Origin of the sequence: Streptomyces sp. P9-A4 (assembly GCF_036634195.1) — a bacterium.
Taxonomy (GTDB): Bacteria; Actinomycetota; Actinomycetes; order Streptomycetales; family Streptomycetaceae; genus Streptomyces.
Genome location: NZ_JAZIFY010000001.1, coordinates 2,430,484 through 2,450,607, shown reverse-complemented (window position 1 = coordinate 2,450,607; position 20,124 = coordinate 2,430,484). Strand labels below are relative to the sequence as shown.

At 75.1% G+C, this 20,124-nt stretch carries 12 protein-coding genes and 1 pseudogene; 2 read left to right on the top strand and 11 right to left on the bottom strand.

Annotated elements, in window-relative coordinates; translation table 11 throughout:
- Nucleotides 1–36 precede the first annotated feature (36 nt).
- The 4 genes from V4Y03_RS10995 to V4Y03_RS10980 form a co-directional block, all read right to left on the bottom strand.
- Nucleotides 37–1,026, bottom strand: a complete 990-nt coding sequence (locus V4Y03_RS10995) for an ABC transporter ATP-binding protein (RefSeq protein ID WP_332434793.1) — start codon at nucleotides 1,024–1,026, stop codon at nucleotides 37–39.
- The gene (locus tag V4Y03_RS10990; RefSeq protein ID WP_332437149.1) at nucleotides 1,023–3,848 is read right to left on the bottom strand and encodes an FtsX-like permease family protein; all 2,826 of its coding nucleotides are present in this window, start codon (nucleotides 3,846–3,848) and stop codon (nucleotides 1,023–1,025) included. Before V4Y03_RS10990 ends, V4Y03_RS10995 begins: the two co-directional genes overlap by 4 nt.
- 242 nt (nucleotides 3,849–4,090) lie before the next feature.
- A complete protein-coding gene (locus V4Y03_RS10985) occupies nucleotides 4,091–7,447 on the bottom strand; it encodes an FtsX-like permease family protein (RefSeq protein WP_332434792.1) in 3,357 nt (1,118 codons plus the stop codon).
- 188 nt (nucleotides 7,448–7,635) lie between these two features.
- Complete coding sequence (locus V4Y03_RS10980) at nucleotides 7,636–8,040, bottom strand: globin (RefSeq protein ID WP_332434791.1); 405 nt, start codon at nucleotides 8,038–8,040, stop codon at nucleotides 7,636–7,638.
- A gap of 85 nt (nucleotides 8,041–8,125) precedes the next feature.
- Here V4Y03_RS10980 and V4Y03_RS10975 point away from each other — a divergent pair.
- Nucleotides 8,126–9,086 (top strand): annotated as a pseudogene (locus V4Y03_RS10975) (methyltransferase domain-containing protein).
- Nucleotides 9,087–9,095: 9 nt separating this feature from the next.
- Here V4Y03_RS10975 and V4Y03_RS10970 read toward each other — a convergent pair.
- The 4 genes from V4Y03_RS10970 to V4Y03_RS10955 are packed head-to-tail and all read right to left on the bottom strand — an operon-like array spanning nucleotide 9,096 to nucleotide 15,752.
- A complete protein-coding gene (locus V4Y03_RS10970) occupies nucleotides 9,096–10,454 on the bottom strand; it encodes an FHA domain-containing protein (RefSeq protein WP_332434790.1) in 1,359 nt (452 codons plus the stop codon).
- A gap of 41 nt (nucleotides 10,455–10,495) precedes the next feature.
- Complete coding sequence (locus V4Y03_RS10965; protein WP_332434789.1) at nucleotides 10,496–11,821, bottom strand: vWA domain-containing protein; 1,326 nt, start codon at nucleotides 11,819–11,821, stop codon at nucleotides 10,496–10,498.
- 53 nt (nucleotides 11,822–11,874) lie between these two features.
- Nucleotides 11,875–13,539: a PP2C family protein-serine/threonine phosphatase gene (locus tag V4Y03_RS10960; RefSeq protein ID WP_332434788.1), complete on the bottom strand. Its 1,665-nt coding sequence runs from the start codon at nucleotides 13,537–13,539 to the stop codon at nucleotides 11,875–11,877.
- Between the two features lie 2 nt (nucleotides 13,540–13,541).
- Entirely contained in the window at nucleotides 13,542–15,752 is a 2,211-nt protein-coding gene (locus V4Y03_RS10955) for a tetratricopeptide repeat protein (protein ID WP_443079770.1), read from the bottom strand.
- Between V4Y03_RS10955 and V4Y03_RS33885 the strand changes: the two genes are divergently transcribed.
- Nucleotides 15,736–16,068 carry a hypothetical protein gene (locus tag V4Y03_RS33885; protein ID WP_443079769.1) on the top strand — a complete coding sequence of 111 codons (333 nt, stop codon included), beginning with the start codon at nucleotides 15,736–15,738 and terminating at the stop codon, nucleotides 16,066–16,068. The two genes, V4Y03_RS10955 and V4Y03_RS33885, sit on opposite strands and share 17 nt — an antisense overlap.
- 25 nt (nucleotides 16,069–16,093) lie before the next feature.
- Here V4Y03_RS33885 and V4Y03_RS10950 read toward each other — a convergent pair whose 3' ends face one another.
- From V4Y03_RS10950 to V4Y03_RS10940, 3 genes are all read right to left on the bottom strand, one after another.
- Nucleotides 16,094–17,371: a hypothetical protein gene (locus V4Y03_RS10950; RefSeq protein WP_332434787.1), complete on the bottom strand. Its 1,278-nt coding sequence runs from the start codon at nucleotides 17,369–17,371 to the stop codon at nucleotides 16,094–16,096.
- Between the two features lie 78 nt (nucleotides 17,372–17,449).
- On the bottom strand, nucleotides 17,450–18,481 hold the full coding sequence (locus V4Y03_RS10945) for a glutamate ABC transporter substrate-binding protein (RefSeq protein ID WP_332434786.1): 1,032 nt from the start codon (nucleotides 18,479–18,481) through the stop codon (nucleotides 17,450–17,452).
- An 11-nt stretch (nucleotides 18,482–18,492) separates the two neighbouring features.
- Nucleotides 18,493–19,920, bottom strand: a complete 1,428-nt coding sequence (locus V4Y03_RS10940; protein ID WP_332434785.1) for a hypothetical protein — start codon at nucleotides 19,918–19,920, stop codon at nucleotides 18,493–18,495.
- Between the last annotated feature and the right edge of the window lie 204 nt (nucleotides 19,921–20,124).

Here is a 20,124-nt window from a genome sequence, read left to right as displayed (position 1 = left end):
CCGTGGGGGGACGCCCGGTGTCCGCTCCCCGGTTGCTCAGCGCTCCGTGTCGTCCGGCCACACCCCGATGTGGTCCTGCTCCAGCTCCAGCGCCACCCGGTGCTCCATGCCCAGGGACTGGGTGTAGTCCGCCGGGAGCTGGAGCCGGCCCGCGCGGTCGAGCATCGCGTACTCCCGTGCCACCAGGGACTCCTGGCCCTGCTCGTCGACCTCCGTGCGGCGCAGCACCTCCGAGGAGGTGCGGCCGTCGCGGATGGCGACCGTACGGCGGACCTCGGAGGCGACCGCCTGGTCATGGGTGACGATCACGATCGTCGTGCCCAGCTCCTCGTTGGCCCGGCGGAAGGCCGCGAAGACCTGCTCGCCGGTGGCCGAGTCCAGCTCGCCCGTCGGCTCGTCGGCGAGGAGGACCGCCGGGTTGTTGGCGAGGGCGACCGCGATGGCGACCCGCTGCTGCTGACCGCCGGAGAGCTGGTGCGGGCGCCGGTCGCGGGCGTCCGCGATGCCGAGCATCGACAAAAGCTCCTCGGCGCGCTCCGCCTTGTGCCTCGCCCGGCCCCGCAACTGCATGGGAAGCGCCACGTTCTGAGCGGCCGTCAAGTACGGAAGGAGGTTGCGGGCGGTCTGCTGCCAGACGAAGCCGACGACCTCGCGGCGGTAGCGCAGCCGCGCCTTGCCGTCCATCGCGAGCAGGTCGCACCCGGCGACCCGGGCCGCGCCCGCGGTCGGCACGTCCAGGCCCGCGAGGATGTTCATGAGCGTCGACTTGCCCGAACCGGACGCGCCGACCAGGGCCATCAGCTCGCCCTCCTTCACGAGGAGGTCGAGCCCCTGGAGCGCCTGCACCTCCACCCCGTCCGTGGTGAAGATCCGGACCAGCCGGTCGCAGGCGATGAGCGCGTCATGACCGTACGAGGGCCGGTCGCGCCGCGCGGTCGCCCGGCGTTCCAGCTCCTCCAGGGTGGTGGAGTCCGCGGCGGACCCCGCCGCGGACGATCCCCGGCTCGACGTCTCGGTCTTCGTCATCGTGCGTCTCCTGCCCTGAGTTCCTTGATCGAGCCCCTGCGTCCCGCCCACCAGGCCTGTCCGCCCGCCGCCAGCGCCGTGATCAGCACGACCACGACGGCGGGCACCAGCAGCGACCACGGATCCGCCCGCAGCGGGGCGCTGTCCAGCGGGGCGAACCCCGGAGTCGTCGCCAGCGCCAGCCGGAACAGGTCGATGCCCGGGGCGAGCAGCGGCACCGTCGCCCAGCCGACCAGCATGCCGCCCAGCGCCGCGAGGACCGCCTGCGGCAGCGCTTCGAGCCCGAGCAGCCGCCGCCCCTGCTTACGGGTCAGGCCCATTGTCCGCAGCCGGGCGAGGAGCGTGGTCCGCTCCGGCGCGCTCTGCATCAGGGAGAGCAGCACGGCCACCACGGCGAAGCCGGCGCCCGCGCCGATCGCGCCCAGGTACATCCCCTCGGCGCCCGACTGGAGCGGCGAGTCCACATAGGTGGCCCGCTCCTCGCTGCGCATCGACACCATGAGCTTGTCGGACTTCGACTTCACGGTGGCCCGTAGCGCGGCCCCGTCCTTCGGTCCTGTGACCAGCAGCGCCGTGGCCGCCCGGTGGGTCAGGTCGGCGCCGTTGACGACGAGGAAGTCGGCGTCGGGCAGCGCGGGGGTGGCCGACCGGACGGCGACCACCTTCACCCGGAACACCCCGGCCGCCGTCACGACCTCCTGCGGCGCGCTGCCGAGCCGGTCGGCGACGGACGGCGAGGCGATGGCGGGCAGCACCCGTTCGGTGTCCGCCGCCGCCTCCTTGCCGCCCTTGCCGGTCGTGGCGAGCAGCCCCGCCGGGAACGCGCCGAAGCCCGTCCGGTCCGCGAGCCGGGCGTACGAGCCGGGCTCGACGCCCACCACGGTGCCGCTCATCGGCTGGGCGGAGGTGCCCTCGTGGGACGGCAGGGACACCCCGTACTCGATCTGCACCGGCGCCACGTCCCGTACCTCCGGCGTCCTCCGGACCCCTTCCTCGAGTCCGGTGGGCAGCCGGGTCCAGTCCACCGAGCCGTCGATCCGCGCGTCCGCGCCGACCGCACGCAGCGCGGCCCGGTCGCGGGCGTCGGCGACGCCGGCCAGGACCGAGCCGCCGAAGGCCGCCGTGGTCAGGGCGAGGACCAGCGCGAGCAGGGGGAGGGTGCCCGCCGTGGACGAGCGTCCGGCGCGGGCCAGGGCCAGCGGGCCGACCGCCCCGCGCAGCCGTCGCGCGGGCCGGCCGAGCCACCGCAGCGGCAGCGGGTAGATCCGGACGAGGAGCATGGCGGCGATCAGGCCGACGAGCACCGGCGCGGCGCTCACCAGGGCGTCGGCGGAGTCGCCGGTGCCACGGAGCCGGAGGGACGCCACGGCGCCCACGGCGAGGACGAGCAGGGTGAGTTCGAGGACCGTACGGCGCCGGGAGGGGCGCGCGGTCAGCAGGTCGTCACGGCCGCCGTGCAGGCGCGGCCTGCGGTGGATGACGACGGCCCGTACCGGCAGCACCAGCATCGCGAGCAGGGCGACGCCGACGGTGGCGAGCAGCGACGGCAGCAGCGGGATGTCGGCCGGGCCGGCGCCCGGACCGCCGTCCGGCGGCCGTACGGTGACCACGGCCAGGACCAGGGCGAGCGCGGCGGCCGGTGCGGCGACCGCCGAGGTCTCGCCGAGCAGCCGCAGTCCGATGCCGGTGAGCGAGGCGCCGCGGGAGCGGATCAGGGACAGTTCGGCGTCCCGGCGGGCGACGAACAGACCGCCCGTCATGGCGAGGACGACGGCCGCGACCGCGCCGATCCCGAAGACGGCGACGGCCACGACCGGGTTGATCGCCTCGCGCATCGAACGGTACGAGTCCACGATCGTGTCGAGTTCGGTGGTCATCGCGCCGGTGGGCCCCACGACCTCGCGAATCTTCACCAGGTCGGGGCCGCCCGCCGCCGAGCCGAGGGCGGCGCCGAGCGCCTCGGTGTCCCGGCCGGTGAGGTGACCGGAGGTGGGCAGGTAGCGGAAGAAGACCTCGGGCTCGCCGGTGGTGGAGAGCACGGCGGGCGCGGAGGTGGGGGAGAGGAGCAGCGCCGCCTGCCAGTAGTAGAACACCTCGTCCTTCTTGACGACCGCGGCGAGCACGGGGGTGCGCAGCAGCGGCTCCACGGCCCAGTAGGCGCCGGCGGGGCCGCTCGGCTCCACGATCCCGGTGATCGTGACGGCGATCTGCTCGGAGCCGATCCGGCCCGGCACGTGCACGACGGAACCGGGCTTCAGGTGCAGCGACTCGGCGGTCTTCGGGGTGACCACCGCCTCGGGGGCGCGGGCCGTGCCGGCGGCGAGGCGGCCCGCGCGCAGGGTGGCGTGGGCGGCCAGATCGGACGGCGAGGAGAGCACGAACTCGGGGGAGAGCCCCTGGGGCCGGGGCAGCCACGGGTCGAGCCCCTCGACCCGCTTGACCGTACGGACGCCGTGGACGTTCTGCTTCGGGTCGGTCCGCAGCGGGTCCGGGAGCAGGGCCCGTGCCTCGTCGTGCTGCTTCTGCAGGACGGCGGGGGCGAGACCGGCCTCGCGGGCGGCCTGGGGGAGGTCCAGGCCGGGCGGCGCGGCGGTCAGTTCGAGGACGGCGTTGCGGGGCGCGGCGGTCCGGATGTCGTGCCGCAGGCCCTCGGTCTCGTACCGGTCCATGGCGCGCGGCAGCGCGGCGGCGAGGTAGGCGGTGACCAGGACGAGGAGGGCGAGCGAGGCCGCGGCCCAGGGCGCGGTCCGGAGCCGGGTCCGCACCCAGGGCGCCACGGGGCGGGCGGGCTTGTCGGACCGGGACGACCGGGACCGGGGCATGTCGGGGGCCTTCCTGCGTGCGGAGGGTGTGTCGGGGGTCGCCTCGGCGGGGCTCAGGGAAGCGCCCGTGTCCGGGGCGGCCTCGGGGGACGCTCGGGGGCCTTCCCCGGCCAGCACCCGCGGGTCCTGCCCGGCCGGTGCCTGCGGGTCTTCCCCGGCCGGTGCCTGCGGGTCCGGCCCGGTCGGCCCGGCCCGGTCTTCCCCGGCCGGCTTCTCCGGGTTCTCCCCGGTGGCGGCGGACATCAGTTGTCCCCCTGGTGGCGCAGGGTCACGGCCGGGTCGGTGCGGCGCAGGGCGATCACCGCGACCATGGCGAGCGGCAGCGCGGCGACCCCGGCGAGCAGCAGGGCCACCTGGCCGAGCGGCAGTTCGACGAGGACCGGCGGCACGGGCCGGGCGGCCTGGCCGGTCAGGACCACCAGCGGGACGACCGCACGGGCCAGGACCGTACCGAGTCCGATGCCGATGAGCAGGCCGATGCCGATGAGCAGGCCCTGCTCGGCGGCGATCAGCCGGGCCAGCCGGCGCTGCGGTGTACCGAGCGCCCGCAGCACGCCGAACTCGGCGGACCGCTCCCGCATGGCGCCGGCCGAGCCGACGGCGAAACCGACGGCGGCGAGCGCCGCGGCGGCGGCGGCGACCGCCATCAGGGCGGCGTTGGGGCCCGCGCCGAGCGGGTCGCCGAGGAGTTCGGCGGCGATCTCGTCGCGTACCAGGACCTGGGCGGGGTCCGCGTTGGGGCGGGCGCGCAGGGCGGCGGCGACATCGGCCGTGCGGCCGGGTTCGACGGTCAGCCACCACTCGGAGGGCGGCACGGTCGCGACCTCGCCGCCGGCGGCCAGGTAGCGGTTGACCGAGGCCAGGTCGAGGAGGATCGCACCGCCGTCGTCGGGAGTGGTGACGGCGCTGGTCGCGGAGGCGGCCCGCGCGCCGGGGCCGGTGGTCGGCAGCTCGTCGACGACGCGTTCCACGACGGCCTTGACGTGGAGGCCGTCGAGGGAGACCTCGATCAGGTCACCGGGCTTCGCCCCGGAGGCCGCCATGAATCCGCCGGTGGCCACGGCCGTCAGCTTGCCGGGCGCCTTGGGACCGGGGGCGTCCATCCGCAGGGTGAACTCCTCCATGTGCCAGAAGGGGACGCCGGTGCGCGCGCCCGTGGCGGCGAAGGTGAGGGAGTACGGGGCGGGCCGGCCGCCGGGTCCGGCGGAGCCGGGGACGCCGGACGTGGGCTTGCCCTCCTGGGGGTCGCCGTTCTCCGTCTGCCCGAAGGTGTGCACCCAGGTGGCGAGGACCTGGCCCGGGGCGTGGATCTGCTCGCCGCCGTCCGCGCGGACGACGGCGAACCGCTCGACGCGCAGGGTCTGGGTGCCCGTCCGGCCGTCGGCGATCGGGCCGGTGAACTCGAGGCCGATGAGGGTGAGCAGGCCGGCCGAGCCGCCGCCGGCCGAGCCGCCGGGGCCCGCGGTCAGGCCGGCGACGTCGAGGGTCAGCCGGTGGCTGCGGCCGTCGGAGGGCACCGTACCCAGGGCCTGCCGGTACGGGACGCCGTTCGGGTCCTCAAGGACGGCGGTGACCCGGGCCTCGGTGCCCGGCTCGGCGAGCCGCAGGTCGGCGGTGAGGGCCCGGCTGCCGGCGGGCAGCGGGAGGCCGGGGCGGGTCGTCGCCGGGGGTGCGAGCGGGGCGAGCAGGGAACGGGCGGTGACGTCGGCGAGGTCGGGGCGGAGCAGCATGCCGCCGGCGGCGTTGCGGGTGTCCACGGCCAGGACGGTCGCGCTCTTCCCGGCCACGTCCATGGTGGTGCGGTGCACCGGGGCGACCGCCTTCACGCCCGGTACGGAGCCCAGCTGTTCGGTCTGGGTGGGTTCGCCGGGCCCGGCACTGAGGACGCGGACCGCCGCGCCGGCCCGGAAATCGGCCTGGTCCCGCTGTGAGCGCTCCCACGAGCCGCTCTGCCCGATGGCCAGCATGCCCATCGCGACGGCGAGGACGAGGAGGAGGACGGGGCCCGCGCCCCGCAGCGGCCGGCGGCTGAACTGCCAGCCGGCGAGCGCGGCGGAGAGCCCGCGCCCGGCCGCCGCGCGCCGCTCCGCCAGCTTGGCGGCGGGCGGCAGCAGACGCAGCGTCAGGACGGTGCCTGCGAGCAGGGCGAGGGCGGGCGCGGCGATGAGCACCGGGTCGACGGAACCGCCGCCGGCCTCGTCCGTGCCGAGGGTGCCGCCCGCGGCGGCGGGGCGCTGGAGCTGCCAGTAGGCGACGGCGGCGATGGCGAGCAGACCGAGGTCGGCCCCGGCCCGTACGGGTCCCGGCAGCGAGGCCGAGCGGGCCTTGCGCAGGGAGACGCCCGAGTCGTCCCCGGCGGCGAGCGCGGGGGCGACGACGGCCGCGGCACAGCACAGGGCCACGGCGGCGGCGACCAGCCACACGGAGCCCGACGGCGTCGTGTCGAGTCGTACGCCGAGCGAGGAGAGCGCGGACCGCTCGGCGAAGAGCCCGGTCAGCGGGCCGGAGAGCAGCGGGGCGGCGATGGCCGCGGGCAGGGCGAGCAGCAGCGCCTCGGTGGCGGCGAGCCCCGCGATCCGGCGCCGCGAGCCGCCGCGGGCGCGGAGCAGCGCGGTCTCGCCGGAGCGCTCGGTGCTCAGCAGCCGGGCGACGAGCAGCAGGGCGTACGCGGCGAGCAGCACCAGCTGCACGGCGACGATCAGGACGGTCGAGCGGGAGACGAGCAGGGACCGCTGGGTCTGTTCGAGGACGGTCGGCAGCGAGGTGGACGCCGAGATCGTCGTACCGAAGGCCTCGGTGCCGGCGGCCAGCTTCTTCGGGCCCTCGGTGGCGCTCGCGCGCAGGGCGTCCATGCGGTCGGTGGTGAAGCCGGTGAAGTCGGCGGAGCCCAGCCAGGAGGTCTCGCCGGTGCTCAGCGCTCCGGCGGTGAGGACGGCGGGGTCGACGAGCAGCGGCCCGTAGGTGGTGAACGCGACCGTCCGCACCCCGCGCCCGCCGGCCGGGTCCAGCTGCCAGTACAGGTCGTGGGTGTCGACGGGCCGGTAGATGCCGGTGATCCGGGTCTTCACCGGCCGGTTGTCGAGCCGGTCGGAGAGGTCGAGGACGGTGCCGGGGGTGACGCGCAGCCGCCGGGCCGCCTCCTCGGGCAGCGCCGTCTCGATCACACCGGCGGTCCGGGAGGCGGACGGCCAGGCGCCCTTGACGAGGGTGAGCCGCGCGCGGTCGAGCGCGGCGAAGTGGGTCAGGTCGGGGTCGCCCTTACGGGCGGCGGGCGGCTGGAGGCTCCGGGGCAGCGCGTACGGCCCCGAGCGTTCGAGCCGCCGTACGGTCACCGGCAGCCCCTCGAAGGTCCGCCGGGCCCCGTCCTGGACGGCCGCGTCCGCGGAGTCCCGCTTGGCGGCCGGCACCTGCCCGCTCACGAGCAGCGAGGCGGCGGCCGCGGAGCGGCCCCGCAGACCGGCCTGGAGCGCCGCGTCCCCGATCGCCCCGGAGAAGGAGGCGAGGGTGGCGAGCACCGAGGTGGTCAGGAGCACGGCGAGCAGTGCCGCGGCGAGCAGCAGTCGGTGCGCCCTGACGCGCAGAAATACGAACCCCGTCACCCATCCCCCTGGCCACCCTGATCACGGTGCGCCCGTCGAACACTTTCCGAACGCTCCCGAAACTTCTCCCGGATGCTTTCAGAGTGCACGTGCCGCTGGAAACCGCTTGCGGGCCCACCTTGATGCGATCGTGACCGTTATTCGGCGTTCCGTCTCCGGAATGTGTCAGTCCGTGACCGGGGGAGGACTCAGCTGGCCGAATTCACCATCGACGCCGCCGCGTACGTCAGATAGCGCCACAGCTCCCGCTCGTGCTCCGGAGCGAGGCCGAGCTCGTCCAGCGCGGTCCGCATGTGCAGCAGCCAGGCGTCGTGGGCCGCCTGGTCCACGGTGAACGGCGCGTGGCGCATCCGCAGCCGCGGGTGCCCCCGGTGGGTGCTGTAGGTGCGGGGGCCGCCCCAGTACTGCATGAGGAAGAGCACGAGGCGCTCCTCGGCGGGGCCGAGGTCCTCCTCGGGGTACATCGGGCGCAGCAACGGGTCGCCCGCGACGCCCTCGTAGAAGCGGTGGACCAGACGGCGGAAGGTCTCCTCGCCGCCGACCTGCTCGTAGAAGGTCTGCTCCTGCGTCGTTTCCCCGGGAATCTCGTTCACCGTTCCATCGTCTCAGATGCCCCGTCCTAGGACTTGGGATCCAGGACCGCTCGCCGGGCACCCTCCGGGGAGCGAGAGTGGAGGCATGGGTGCACGGCGGGACGAGTTCGCCGAGGCCGGCGCGCGGGAGCGGCGGGCGCTCGTGCGCGAGATCGACGCGGCGGGCGTCCTCACCGACCCCGCCTGGCGGGCCGCCTTCGCCGAGGTGCCGCGCCATCTGTTCGTCCCGTACCACTACATCCCGGGCACCGGCGGATACGAGCGGCTCTGGTCCGGCGACCCCGACCCGGTGCGGCGGGACCGGTGGCTGCGCGGCGCCTACGCGGACACCGCCATCGCCACCCGGGTCCGGGACGGGGAACTGGTCTCCTCCGCGAGCCAGCCCTCCCTGATGGCGCTGATGCTCCAGGCCCTCGACGTGCGCGACGGGCAGGACGTCCTGGAGATCGGCGCCGGCACCGGCTACCACGCGGCCCTGCTCTGCCACCGCCTCGGCGAGCGGCACGTCACCACCGTCGACCTCGACGAGGAGATCACCGAGTCGGCCAGGACCCATCTGGCCGCCGCCGGATACCGGCCGGCCGTCCTCGCCGCCGACGGCGCCCGGGGCTGCCCCGAGCGCGCCCCCTACGACCGGATCGTCGCGACCTGCGCGCTGCCCTCGGTCCCGCGCGCCTGGCTCGCCCAGTGCCGGAGCGGCGCCCTGGTCCTCGCGCCGCTCTCCACCGGGCTGCTCCTGCTGAGGGTGCGCGACGCCACCCACGCGGAGGGAAGGTTCCTGCCGACGCCCGCGTACTTCGTGCCGCTCCGGGGCGTCGCCGCCCGCGCCCCGCGCCCCGCGCCACGGACCGGCGGGGGACTCGCTCTTCCACTTCTTCCGGGACCTGGTCGACACGACCCTCGACCGCGGCGAAGCGCTCTCGCTCTGGCTGTGCGAACGACGGCCGGAACGGGAGCGCTTCGGGGTGACGGTCAGCGGCGACCGGCAGTGGGCCTGGCTGGACGACCCGTCGGGGCCGTACGCCTGGCCCCTGCCGGACGCCTGAGCGCAGCGGTCAGCCGAGCCGGACCGTGATCGTCGTCCAGGCGCCGACGTGCACCCGGTCGCCGTCCTGGAGCTGGACGGGGACGTAGGGCTGGATCGGCTCCTCGCCGCCGTTGACCGTCGTGCCGTTGGTGGAGTTCTGGTCCACCACCGCCCACGAGCCGTCCGGCTGCTGCACGAGCACCGCGTGCTGGTGCGAGACGCCCGGGTCCTCCGGCGGCACCGACAGGTCGATGTCGGGGGACTCGCCGGTGGAGTGCCGGCGGCGGCCGATGGAGATCTGGTTGCCCTCGAGCGGCAGCTGCTTCGCCGGTGAGTACGCGGGCAGGTTCAGGCCCGTCGCCTCGGGACCGCTGCGCTGCATCATCGCCATGAAGTAGTCGCGGTCCGGCGCGATGAGCGCGGTCCAGGACAGCGGCTGCTGCGGCGGCTGGGGCTGCTGGAACTGCTGCGGGGGCGGCGCCATGTGCGGCGGCGGGCCCTGGTGCGGCGGGGGCGCCTGGTGCTGCTGAGGCTGCGGCGGGCCCTGCGGCTGCTGCGGGGGCGACGGCTGTGACGGCGGGGACAGGACCCAGTCGTCGTCCGCGCGGGGCTGCGGCGGCGCGGGCTGCGCCGGGGCCTGGACCGGGGCGCCCGGCGGTCCAGGCGGCGCCTGGAGGTACGCCGGAGGCGCCGGCGGCTGCTGCCCGGGCGGACCGGGCGGCTGCTGCTGCGCCGGCGGGCGCTGCGGCGGGGCCTGGTGGTGGGTGGGCTCGGCGCCCAGCGGCTCGGCGGGCCGGTTCACCTGCGAGGGCCGCGAGCCGTGGTACCCGAAGGGGTCCTGGGGCTGCGGGGCCTGCGGCGGCGGCGGGGACTGGAAGCCCGGCGGCAGGTTCAGACCGGGCGGCGGTCCGGGCTGCTGCTGCGGGGACGGGACGTTGTGCGGGGCGAGCGGGGTGTACGAGGTCGCCGTGTTCGTGAGGAAGTTCCAGCGGCACTCCTCGCAGAACGGCGCCATGTGCTCGCGCGGGGTACGGCACTGCGGGCAGAGTTCCGCCTGCGCCGTCGCGTTCGGGTCGCCACCGGTGCCGAAGCCGCCGGGGGCGGGCGGGGCACCGTGGCCGCCGGGAGCGCCGTAACCACCGGGGCCACCGGGCGGACCGTAGCCACCGGGGGCGCCATGGCCCTCGGGGCCGCCGGGCGCACCGTAGCCACCCGGGGTGCCGGGGCCCTCGGGGTTGCCGGGGCCGGGGTATCCGTAAGCGGGAGGCGGCGGCGGGGGAGGCGGCGGTACGGCACCCGTCGGCGCACCCGCCCCGGCCATGCGATGGCCGCAGACCTCGCACCAGTCGTCGGAGACCGACTGGTGTCCGTTCGGGCAGGTAGGCATGTCGGTGCTTCCCCCTCTCGTCGTCCGGCCCGCTGGCCGGGCTACCTCTTCACACGAACGGTCTTGGTGGAGCGGGTCTCGAGTGTCATCTCGTCCGCTTCCGCGACCTTCGCCTTCAAACGCACAGTACCGGTCGCCGCGTCGACGACGTCGACCACCTTCGAAAGGAGTTTCGCCGTATCCGCGTTGCCGGAGGCCGCCGCGAGCTGCACGGCGCGCCCCAGTTTGGCCGTCGCGCCGTCGTGATCGCCCGATTTGCGGGCATCCAGACCCTGCTGGATGACGTCCGCCAGTTCGGCCTGGCCGGTGTAGTGCGCGACCTGCGGGTTGATCGAGGTCGACATCGCCAGGTCGTCCGTCCACACCGCCCGTACCAGTCCCTGGGACAGCGTCCGGGGGTCGCCGCCCAGCGGGTCCGGCGCGATCAGGGAGACCCGGGCCGCCAGCATCTCCCGGCCGACCGCCGCCTGCGGGACCCGCACGCTCACGTGGTAGTCGCGGGACTCGTCGCCCCACGAGCCCGTCGGGTAGTCCCCGGCGCGCGGCCCGGCCTCCGTACGCCGTCCGCTCAGGTCCCCGACCGTCGGCGCCACCTGCTTCACGAAGGCGATCTCCACCCCGACCGGCGTCCACAGGCGCAGCGCGACGTCCGCCACGCCCTTGCCCATCGCGTGCTCCATCATCGAGGTGAAGTCGCCGGCGAGGGCGGCCGGGTCGGCGACGATGTCGGCGGTGCCGAGGAGGGCCGAGGCGATCCCGGTGACCTCCTTGACCTCCCAGTCGGTGCCCACTCCGCGCGCGTCGCAGGTGAAGCGGCCGGCGCAGGCGTCGAGCGCGGCCCGCAGCTCCTCGGGCGACTCGTGCTCGTTGCGGCCGTCGGTCAGCAGGATGCCGTGCCGGATGGTGAGGTCGGCGGAGGACAGCAGCCGGTCCGCGAGCCGCAGCCAGGTCCCGATCGCCGTGCCGCCGCCCGCGCTCAGCCGGCGCAGTGACTCCTTGGCCTCGGCCCGGGTGCGGGCGTCGGCCACCGCGAGGCGGCGCTGCCCCGGGTAGATCTCCATCGCCGTGTGCGTACCGGCGACGATGGCGAACGAGGTGCCGTCGCGCAGCGTGTCGACGGCGGCGGCGGTCGCCTCGCGCGCGCCGCGCATCTTGGTGGCGGGGTAGTCCATCGAACCGGAGCAGTCGACCATGATCACGACCCCGGCCGCGCCGTCGCCCGCCGGGCCGGACAGCCCGCTGGTGCCGCCGCCGGTCGAGGTGACGGTGACGATCGCGCTGACGTCCCTGCCGCCCTCCGGCAGGAACTCGTTCTGGTAGACGTCCACCGAGAACTGCGGCACGGTCGACTTGGAGAAGTTCGCCATCTGTTACGGCTCCTCGGGCAACAACGGAGAAGGGACGGGGGAGCGGCGACCGCTCAGGCGGATCCCGCCTCTTGGGGAGTGACGGTGAACGGCACCAGCGCGACCGTGATGTTGTCGTGGCCACCGCCGTCCAGGGCGTGTCCGACGAGGACCTGGGCGCTGTGCAGCGGGCGGTCCGCCGCGTCGGCCGGGATGACCCTGGCCATGTCCTCGGCGCCCTCGGCGTAGTTCCACAGCCCGTCCGTGCAGACGACGACCACACCCGACCGGTCGGGCTTGAACGCGGCCGTGTGCGGCTCCAGTTCGTAGGCGTCGGCGCCCAGCCAGCCGGTGATCGCGTGGGCCCGCTCGTCCGCGTAGGCCTGGGCCTCGTTCATCAGGCCCGCGGCGACCATCTGCGCGGCCCACGAGTCGTCCTCGGTGAGCCGGGCGGGCGGGGTGGACCGGTCGTCCGGCACCCAGTAGGCGCGGCTGTCGCCGACCCAGCCCACGACGAGCAGGCCGTCGGCGACGACGGATCCCACGATGGTGCAGGCCGGAGCGTTGCGGTGGCGGTGCGGTTCGTGTTCGGCGCCGCCCTGACCGGGTTCCTCCGCGAGGGAGTTGACGGCCTCGGCGGCGGCGACGATCGCCTCGTGCATCGCCTGCTGCGGGTGGGTGCCCCGGGGCAGCGCGGCGAGCAGCGAGGCGCCGGCCGCCTCCGCGGCGGCGGCGGAGGCCTCGTCGGGCCGGGTCGCCGAGGAGACGCCGTCGCAGACGATGGCGACGGTGGCGGGGGAGCCGTCGGGGAGCGTGGTCGCGGAGACGGCGAAGGCGTCCTCGTTACGGTGGTGGCGCAGCCCGCGGTCGCTGACGGCGGCGACGCGGTCGAGCTCCCGCTCCATGTGGTCCCGCTCGCGGGGCTGGGCGTGCCCGCAGTTCTCGCAGTAGCCGTCGGTGTCGACCCGGCCGGCGCGACAGGCCACGCACAGGGCGGCGGAGGCGGGAGCCGTGGGAGCGGCCGGAGCCGTCGGGGCGCCGGGGCTCGTAGCAGGGGCAGTCGCCGGGGCCGGTGGGGCTGACGGGGCCGGCGGGACGGGGTCCGCCCGTACCGCCGTCCGCGGGTCGGGGGCCGCCAGCTCGAAGTCGCCGCTGCCCGCCGTCGTCTCCCCGCCGGGCGGCACGGGGCCGTCCGTACGGACCGGGGGCGTACCGGCCGGGGCGGAACTGCCCGAAGTCGTACCGGCCGGGGTCGTACCGCCCGGGGACGTACCGTCCGGCGCCGTACCCGCCGTACCCGCCGTACCCGCCGTACCCGCCGTACCCGCCGTACCCGCCGTACCCGCCGTACCCGCCGTACCCGCCGTACCCGCCGTACCCGCCGTACCCGCCGTACCCGCCGTACCCGCCGTACCCGCCGTACCCGCCGTACCCGCCGTACCCGCCGGTGCCGTGGCGACCGGCATCGTCGGGAGGTCGCGGCCGCCCGAGTCGGTGCCCGGCAGGTCCCCCGGGTGCTGGGTCAGCGTCGACAGCGAACCGGGGTCACGGGGCGGGGCGTCCGGCCAGGCCACGGGCGGGCCGATGGCCACGGTCGGGTGGTCGGGCTCCGCCCCGGCGGCCGCCACGGCCGTCAGGTCGTACCCGCAGGCCCCGCAGAACCGGTCGACCGGCTCAAGGGGTTCCGCGCAGTCCGGACAGACGGCCAGTCCGTGCGGCGGCTTCGGCTTCTGGGACATCCTCACACCCACGTCCGGGGGCGGAAGCGGTTGGCCCGCTCCACCAGTTCGATCCTCTCCTCGCCCCGCTGGGCGAGCCGGGCCAGCACCCGGTACGAGCGTTCGAGGCCGAAGCGCAGTCCGCGCTCGTCCAGTTCACTCCCGAGCAGCAGCGCGCCGCCGCCCGGTTCCGCACCGGGACTCCCGGAGAGTACCCAGTCGAGGGCCGTCCCGAGGACCTCGGTCGACAACTGCTCCCGGCGCACCGCGTCCAGACCGAAGCCCTGGAGCGCGGAGACCTGCGCCGCCGCCGCCGTCAGATCGGGCCCGAGCGGGTCCGCCGCCGGGCGCCGCCGCAGCCGCGCCCGCACGGTCGCCACCCGGGCCGCCGTGTAGTGGATCGAGGCCTCCGGCACGGACTCCAGGGTCCGTACGGCCCCGGCCCGGTCGCCCGCCGCGAGCCGCACCCGGGCGAGCCCGAATGCGGCGCTGACGAAGCTCGGGTCGGTGGCCCACACCAGGCGGTAGTACTCGGCGGCGTTGTCCAGCTGGCCGAGCACCTCGGCGCAGATCCCGAGCGCCAGCTTCGGCGCCGGCTCGCCGGGGAAGGCGTCGTAGACCGCGTCGAAGGCGAGCGCCGCGTGCTCGTGGTCCCCGGTCACCAGGGAGGCGACGCCCCGGTACCAGACGATCCGCCAGTCGTCCGGGTCCCGCTCCTCCAGACCCGCCAGGGTCCGTACGGCGGAGGGCGCGTCACCCAGTTCCAGCTGGGCCCGCAGGGTGCGCAGCCGCAGCTCCGTGGAGGGCGCGGGCGCGGCGTGCAGCGCGGCGAGCAGTTCGCCGGGGGCGGCGACCGCGAGTCCGGCGAGCAGCCCGGCGTTGGGGTCGCCGATGTCGACGTGCGGCACGGGCAGCGCGAGCGCGGTGGCGGGCGTGTCGAGCGTCGCGAGCAGGGACCCGAGCCCCTGTCCGGGCGCGGCGGGACCCGCCGGAGGAAGCGCCCCCGGCACGGCGGCGGCCCGCGCCGCCCGCCTGCGCCCGGTGCGTGCCCCCAGCAGCGACACGTCCTCCGTCAGCTCCGCGAACAGAGCCGTGTCCGTGACCCGCACCTCCGTGCCGAACAGCGTCGAGAGCGCCGGGCGCGGCCGTCCCGACTGGAGCGCCACGACCTCGCGCAGCACCCCGGTCAGCTGCTCGGCCATCTCCTGCGCGGAGGCGAACCGGCGCGCCGGGTCCGGGTCGGTGGCGCGGACCAGGAAGCGGTAGAAGGACTCGTACGTCCGGAAGACCTCGATGTGCTCCGGGTCCGGCAGCGAGTCCGCGAAGACGTTCGTGTAGCCCTGGAAGTCGAAGGTCATCACGGCGAGCGTGCGCGCCACCGTGTACAGGTCGCTCGCCACCGAGGGGCCGACCTCGGCCACCTCCGGCGCCTGGTAGCCGACCGTGCCGTAGATCGCGGACTCGTCGTCGTCCATCCGCCGGACCGCGCCCATGTCGATCAGCTTGAGCTGGTCCTCGGACTGGATGGCGTTGTCGACCTTGAAGTCGCAGTACAGCAGGTTCCTGCTGTGCAGGTGCCCGAGCGCCTCCAGGGCCTCGATCCCGTACGCGCAGGCCTGCTCGACCGGCAGCGGATCGCGCCGGCCGTCCGGGGTGCGCCGGTCGTTGGCGATCTCCTTGAGCGACTTGCCGCCGACGTACTCCATGACGATGTAGCCGTCCATGGAGCCGGTGCGCTGGTCGAGGTGCTCGACGAAGTTGTAGATGCGGACGATGTTGGAGTGCTCGATCTCGGCGAGGAAGCGGCGCTCGGAGATCGCCGCCTCCATCGCGTCCTGGTCGCCGGTGTCGAGCAGGCCCTTGAGGACGACCCACCGGTCGGAGACGGCCCGGTCGACGGCCAGGTAGATCCAGCCGAGGCCGCCGTGCGCGAGACAGCCCGCGACCTCGTACTGGCCGTGGACGATGTCCCCGCCGCGCAGCTTCGGCACGAAGGAGTACGGGTGCCCGCACTTGGTGCAGAAGCCCTCCGTACGGCCCTCCCGGTCACCCCGCGAACGGCCCACCGGCGCCCCGCAGTCGGAACGCGAGCAGAAACGCTTCCGCTCGGGGACCTCGGCGTTCTCCATCACCGCGGCCCGCGGGTCCGGACGCGGCACCTCGGGGATCGACACCAGACCCGCGCCCAGCCGGTTGCGGGCGGACTGCCCGGTCGAGGTGCCCGAGGAGCGCACCGACACCGAATGGGACGCGGACGCCCCGGAGAGCGAACGCGAGAGCCGCCCCGAGACCGAGCGCCGGGACGTCGACGAACGCGAGGACGCCCGCGACGACGCCCCCGAACCGCTCCGCGAGGAGCCGGAGTCCGGACCCCCGATGCCGGAACCGACTCCGGAGCCCGTGCCCGTGTTCCTGCCCGGCACGGCCATCCCCGTCGGCGTCGAGCCGATCAGCCCCCCGGGCGACACCACCGGGGCGAGCCCGCAGGTGTCGCAGTACAGCTCGCCGCCTCCCATGTCCTCGTACGAACCCTCGCACGAAGGACGCTGACAGCTCCCCACGCCCGTCTCCCCGTTCACCACTGTCGTCCTCCCGCGTCTCTCGGGCCGGACAGCACGTCCGCCACCGCCCGCTGGTACCGCAGCACGGCCTGTTCCGCGACCCGCAGATCGCAGGGCGCGCTCCACAGCATCCTGCGCGCCGCGTCGTACCGCTCCACCAGCACCGGGTCCTCGGCCGCGCCCAGCCGCGCCACCTTCGCCTTGTACGCGTCCAGCCGGCCGCGCAGCTCCGCCCGCACCGCGAGCGGCGCCGTCACCGCGGTCAACGACTCCCGCGCCCGCAGCAGTTCGTCCTCCGCCTCCCGCTCCAGGGAATCCAGCAGGGGCGACAGCCGGTGCCACCGGGCGTGCCTGCGGTACTCGGCGGCGGCGGCCAGCCGCTCCTGGAGCACGATCGGCGGCCCGCTGACGGCCGGCACCTCGGAGGCGGCGATCTTCGCCAGGACCTCGCCGCGCGCCGACCGCGCCTCGGCGAGCGTGCGGTCCGCCCGCGAGAGCACGTCCCGCAGCCGGAGCAGCCGGTCCTCGGAGTCCTGCCGGACCGCGAGCACCGCCTCGATCTCCCGCCGGACGTCCTCCAGGGCCAGCGCCGCCCGGTCGTACCGCCCGGTGTCGGGCCTGCCGCCGCCGGGCGCCGAACTTCCCGCCGCCGGCCGCCAGAAGGCCAGCGGATCGGTCACGACCTGGGAGCGCAGCGCGGTCAGCTCGGCGGTGATCGCCTCCAGCTCGTCCCCGGCCGGGTGCTCCCCGGGCCGCACGCCCACCGAGTGCGCGAGCGAACGCGTCCGGCCCAGCTCCGCGGCGAGCAGGTCTATCCGGGCGGGCAGCGCCGACCAGACCGCGTCGGCGGTGACCACCACGTCCAGCGAGGACGCGTACAGCTCGTTCATCCGCCGGACCAGGCCCTCCAGCGTGAACCGCTCGGCGAGCAGCCCTTGTTCGCCCGCGCCGCCGGCGACGAGCACGCTCTCGCCGCGCAGCCGCTCGGTCAGCTCCGCGAGCTCGTCCCGGCCGGGCCAGCGGCGCCGGGCGCGCAGCTCACGGGCGTCCCGCAGGGCGCCGGTGTACACGTCGAAACAGGTCCAGAGCAGGGTGATGGTCCGCTCGGTCTCCGCCCAGCGGTCCCGGGTCGTGCCGGTGAGGCCGGCCCCTTCGAGCAGTCTGCGGCCCGCGTGGTCCTGGAGTGCGAAGAGCGAGTCCTCGACCGCCTTGTGCTCGGCGCCGAGCCGCGCCAGCGCACGGTCCGCCTCGTCCCGGTCCATCACCGGACCGGGGGGTCCCGTGACGCCCATCGGTCACCTCTTCCTCTCCGTGTACGGGGCTACCGGTACGGGGCTGCTCGTAGGGGCTGCGGGGGTACGGCGCTACTTCTACCGGGGCTGGGGCGGCCTGGTTATCCCGGGCAGGTCCTTCTCCAGCCACTTCTTGTACGCCGCCTGCCAGGGGCCCTGCCGGTACCCCACGAGCACCTGGTTGACCCGGCGCACCAGGTCGTCGTTGCCCAGCTTGGCCGCCACCCCGTAGTACTCCTCGGTGAACGGCCGGCCCTTGAGCTCGACCGCCGGGTCCTGCGCGGCCTGGCCGGCCGCCAGGGCGTTGTCGGTGACGATCGCATCGACCTCGCCCAGCTGGAGCCTGACCAGGCAGTCCAGCTGGTTGGGGACGGTCAGCAGGTCCTTGTCGTCCTTGGTGCCGTCGCCCTCGTCCTTGAAGACCGCCCCGAAGGATTTCTCCGCCAGCGCGTCGTAGGCCGTGGACCCCTCGGCGGTGCAGATCCGCTTCCCGCGCAGCGAGGAGTTGTAGCCCGTGATGGTCTTGTCGTCCTTGGCCGCCAGGACCTGCTGCCCGGCCTGGAAGTAGGCGGTGGAGAAGGCGACCTCGCCGATCCGCTTGCAGTTGATCGTCATCGTGCGCACGACGAGGTCGATCTTGCCGCTGTTCAGGAGGGCGGTCCGCTGATTGGTGGGGATCGCCCGCAGGATCACGTCGTTCCGGTTGCCCAGGATGTCCGCGGCGATGGCGCGGGCCAGCTCGATGTCGAAGCCCTCCAGGGTGCCCTTCTCCGGGTCCCGGTAGCCCCAGCGGTAGCTGGACTGGTCGACGCCGACGACCAGCTTGCCGCGCTTCTTGATCGCGTCGATCGAGGGCCCGTCCGCCGACGAGGGGGTCAGCGAGGCCTCCGGGTTCCGGCAGGTGTCCGCCCTGACCTGGACGGCCGACCCGAAACCGGGGCCGGGGCCGTACGTCCCGGGGGCCGCCGAGACGCCGTCGCCCTCCTGTGCCAGCGGCAGCAGGGTCAGCGAGGCGGTGAGCCCGCACGCCAGGGCCATGGCGGCCACCCCGCCCCAGCCCCGGAGCCGCTTCGCCGTCCGCCGCACCAGCGGGTACGTGCCGTTCGGCATCCCGCCCCCTCTCACCGGTACTCCGACAGTCTGCGGTTGATGCCGAGCACGGCGCCCGCCGCGCCCAGTATCCCGAGGGCGGCGGCGCCCAGCGGCAGGGCCGTCAGCGCGGCCCCGGCGTCCTCGGCGGAGCGGGTGAACTCGGCCTTCTCGTGGACGAGGGCCCGCTCAAGGGCCGCGTCGACCTGGTCGAAGGCCTGGCCCGTCGAGTCCTTCGGACCGACGATCCGGACGAGGGCACCCTCGTAGTCGCCGGCCTCGTCCTTCGAGCGGGCTTCCTTGTGGAGCGTCTGCCAGGTGCGGACGCGGTTCACGGCCTCGTCGACCGGAGTGCGGCCGTCGGCGTCGTCGGCCAGCGCGTCGGCGGCGGCGAGGGCGCCCGTCAGGGCCTCCATGCTCGCCGCGTAGTCCGCCTCGTACTTGTCCTTGGTGCGGTCCTCGGTGAGCACCGCGCCCCGGGCGACCAGGGTCAGGTTCTCGTTGGCGCGGGCGGTGAGCGAGCTGATCCGGGCCGTGTTGAGGACCTGGAGCGACTCCTGCCCGTGTGCCTGGGCGTCGTTCAGCCCGGCGCGCGCGAGGGTGTGCGCGGTGGCGAGCCAGAGCAGGGCGACGACGGTGGCGGCGGTGGCGGCGAGCAGCCCGTGGTTGAACACCCGGTGGGTGCGGACGTAGTTGCGGCGCTGGGCCCAGCCGAGGGCCACGAGGACGATCAGACCCACAGCGACCGACAGGTACGGCCAGGTGCGGGCCGAAACGTCGTCCTTCCTGAGCCGTTCGGTCTCGGCCGTGTACAGCCGCTCGGCGGCGGGCAGCAGGGTGCTGGTCATCTGCTGGTTGGCGTACCGCAGATAGGCGCCGCCCAGCGGCAGGCCCTGCCGGTTGGCGGCCCGTGCGCGCTCGACCAGTCCCGTGTAGCGGGGGAGCTGTTCGTTGAGGGTGGCGATCTCGGCGGCCGACCGGCCCGAACCGTCGGTGCCCGCGGCGGCCTCGACGAGGAGCCGGGCGGCGGCGGCGATGTCCCGGTCGTACCGCTTGCGGGACTCCTCCGGTTCGAGCGTCCCGGCGAGGAAGCCGCTGGCGGCGGTGGTGTCCGCGTCCGCGAGGTAGCGGTAGATCGCGGCGGCGTCGCCGGACAGCGGCTGGCTGCGGTGGACGACGTCGTCGGCGGCGGCGGCCCGGTCGTCGACCTGGAAGGCGGTGACCACCCCGAACGCGACGAGCAGCGCCGCGAGTACGGCCCCGAGGATCTGGAGCCGGCCCGGTTCGGTCGTCGCGGCGACCCGCAGCCGCTCCCGGCCCACGGCCCAGGCACCCCGCCCCTGGGGCGGGACGGTGCCGGGCGCGGGCGACGGCTGCGTGGGCACGCCGGTCGGGCGTACGGGCGCGGGCGCCGTGCTCCGCGCCGCCGGGGCGGCGGGTGCGTTCGGCGGGTGTGTCACTTGACCTCCCCCTGGGTCGCTGACGTCGGCAGGTCCGGCCAGCAGTATGGCCGCAGGGGGCCCTCCGCACACCGGGATTGACTCGATCTTGTTCCTATCGTGCCGTATGCCCCCGGCACGTCCGTGGGCAATCCCCCTCACCTTGAATACGTCTCCACGCCGTGATCGGTTCCGTTCCGGGCATCGCTCGAACAGGTGAACATG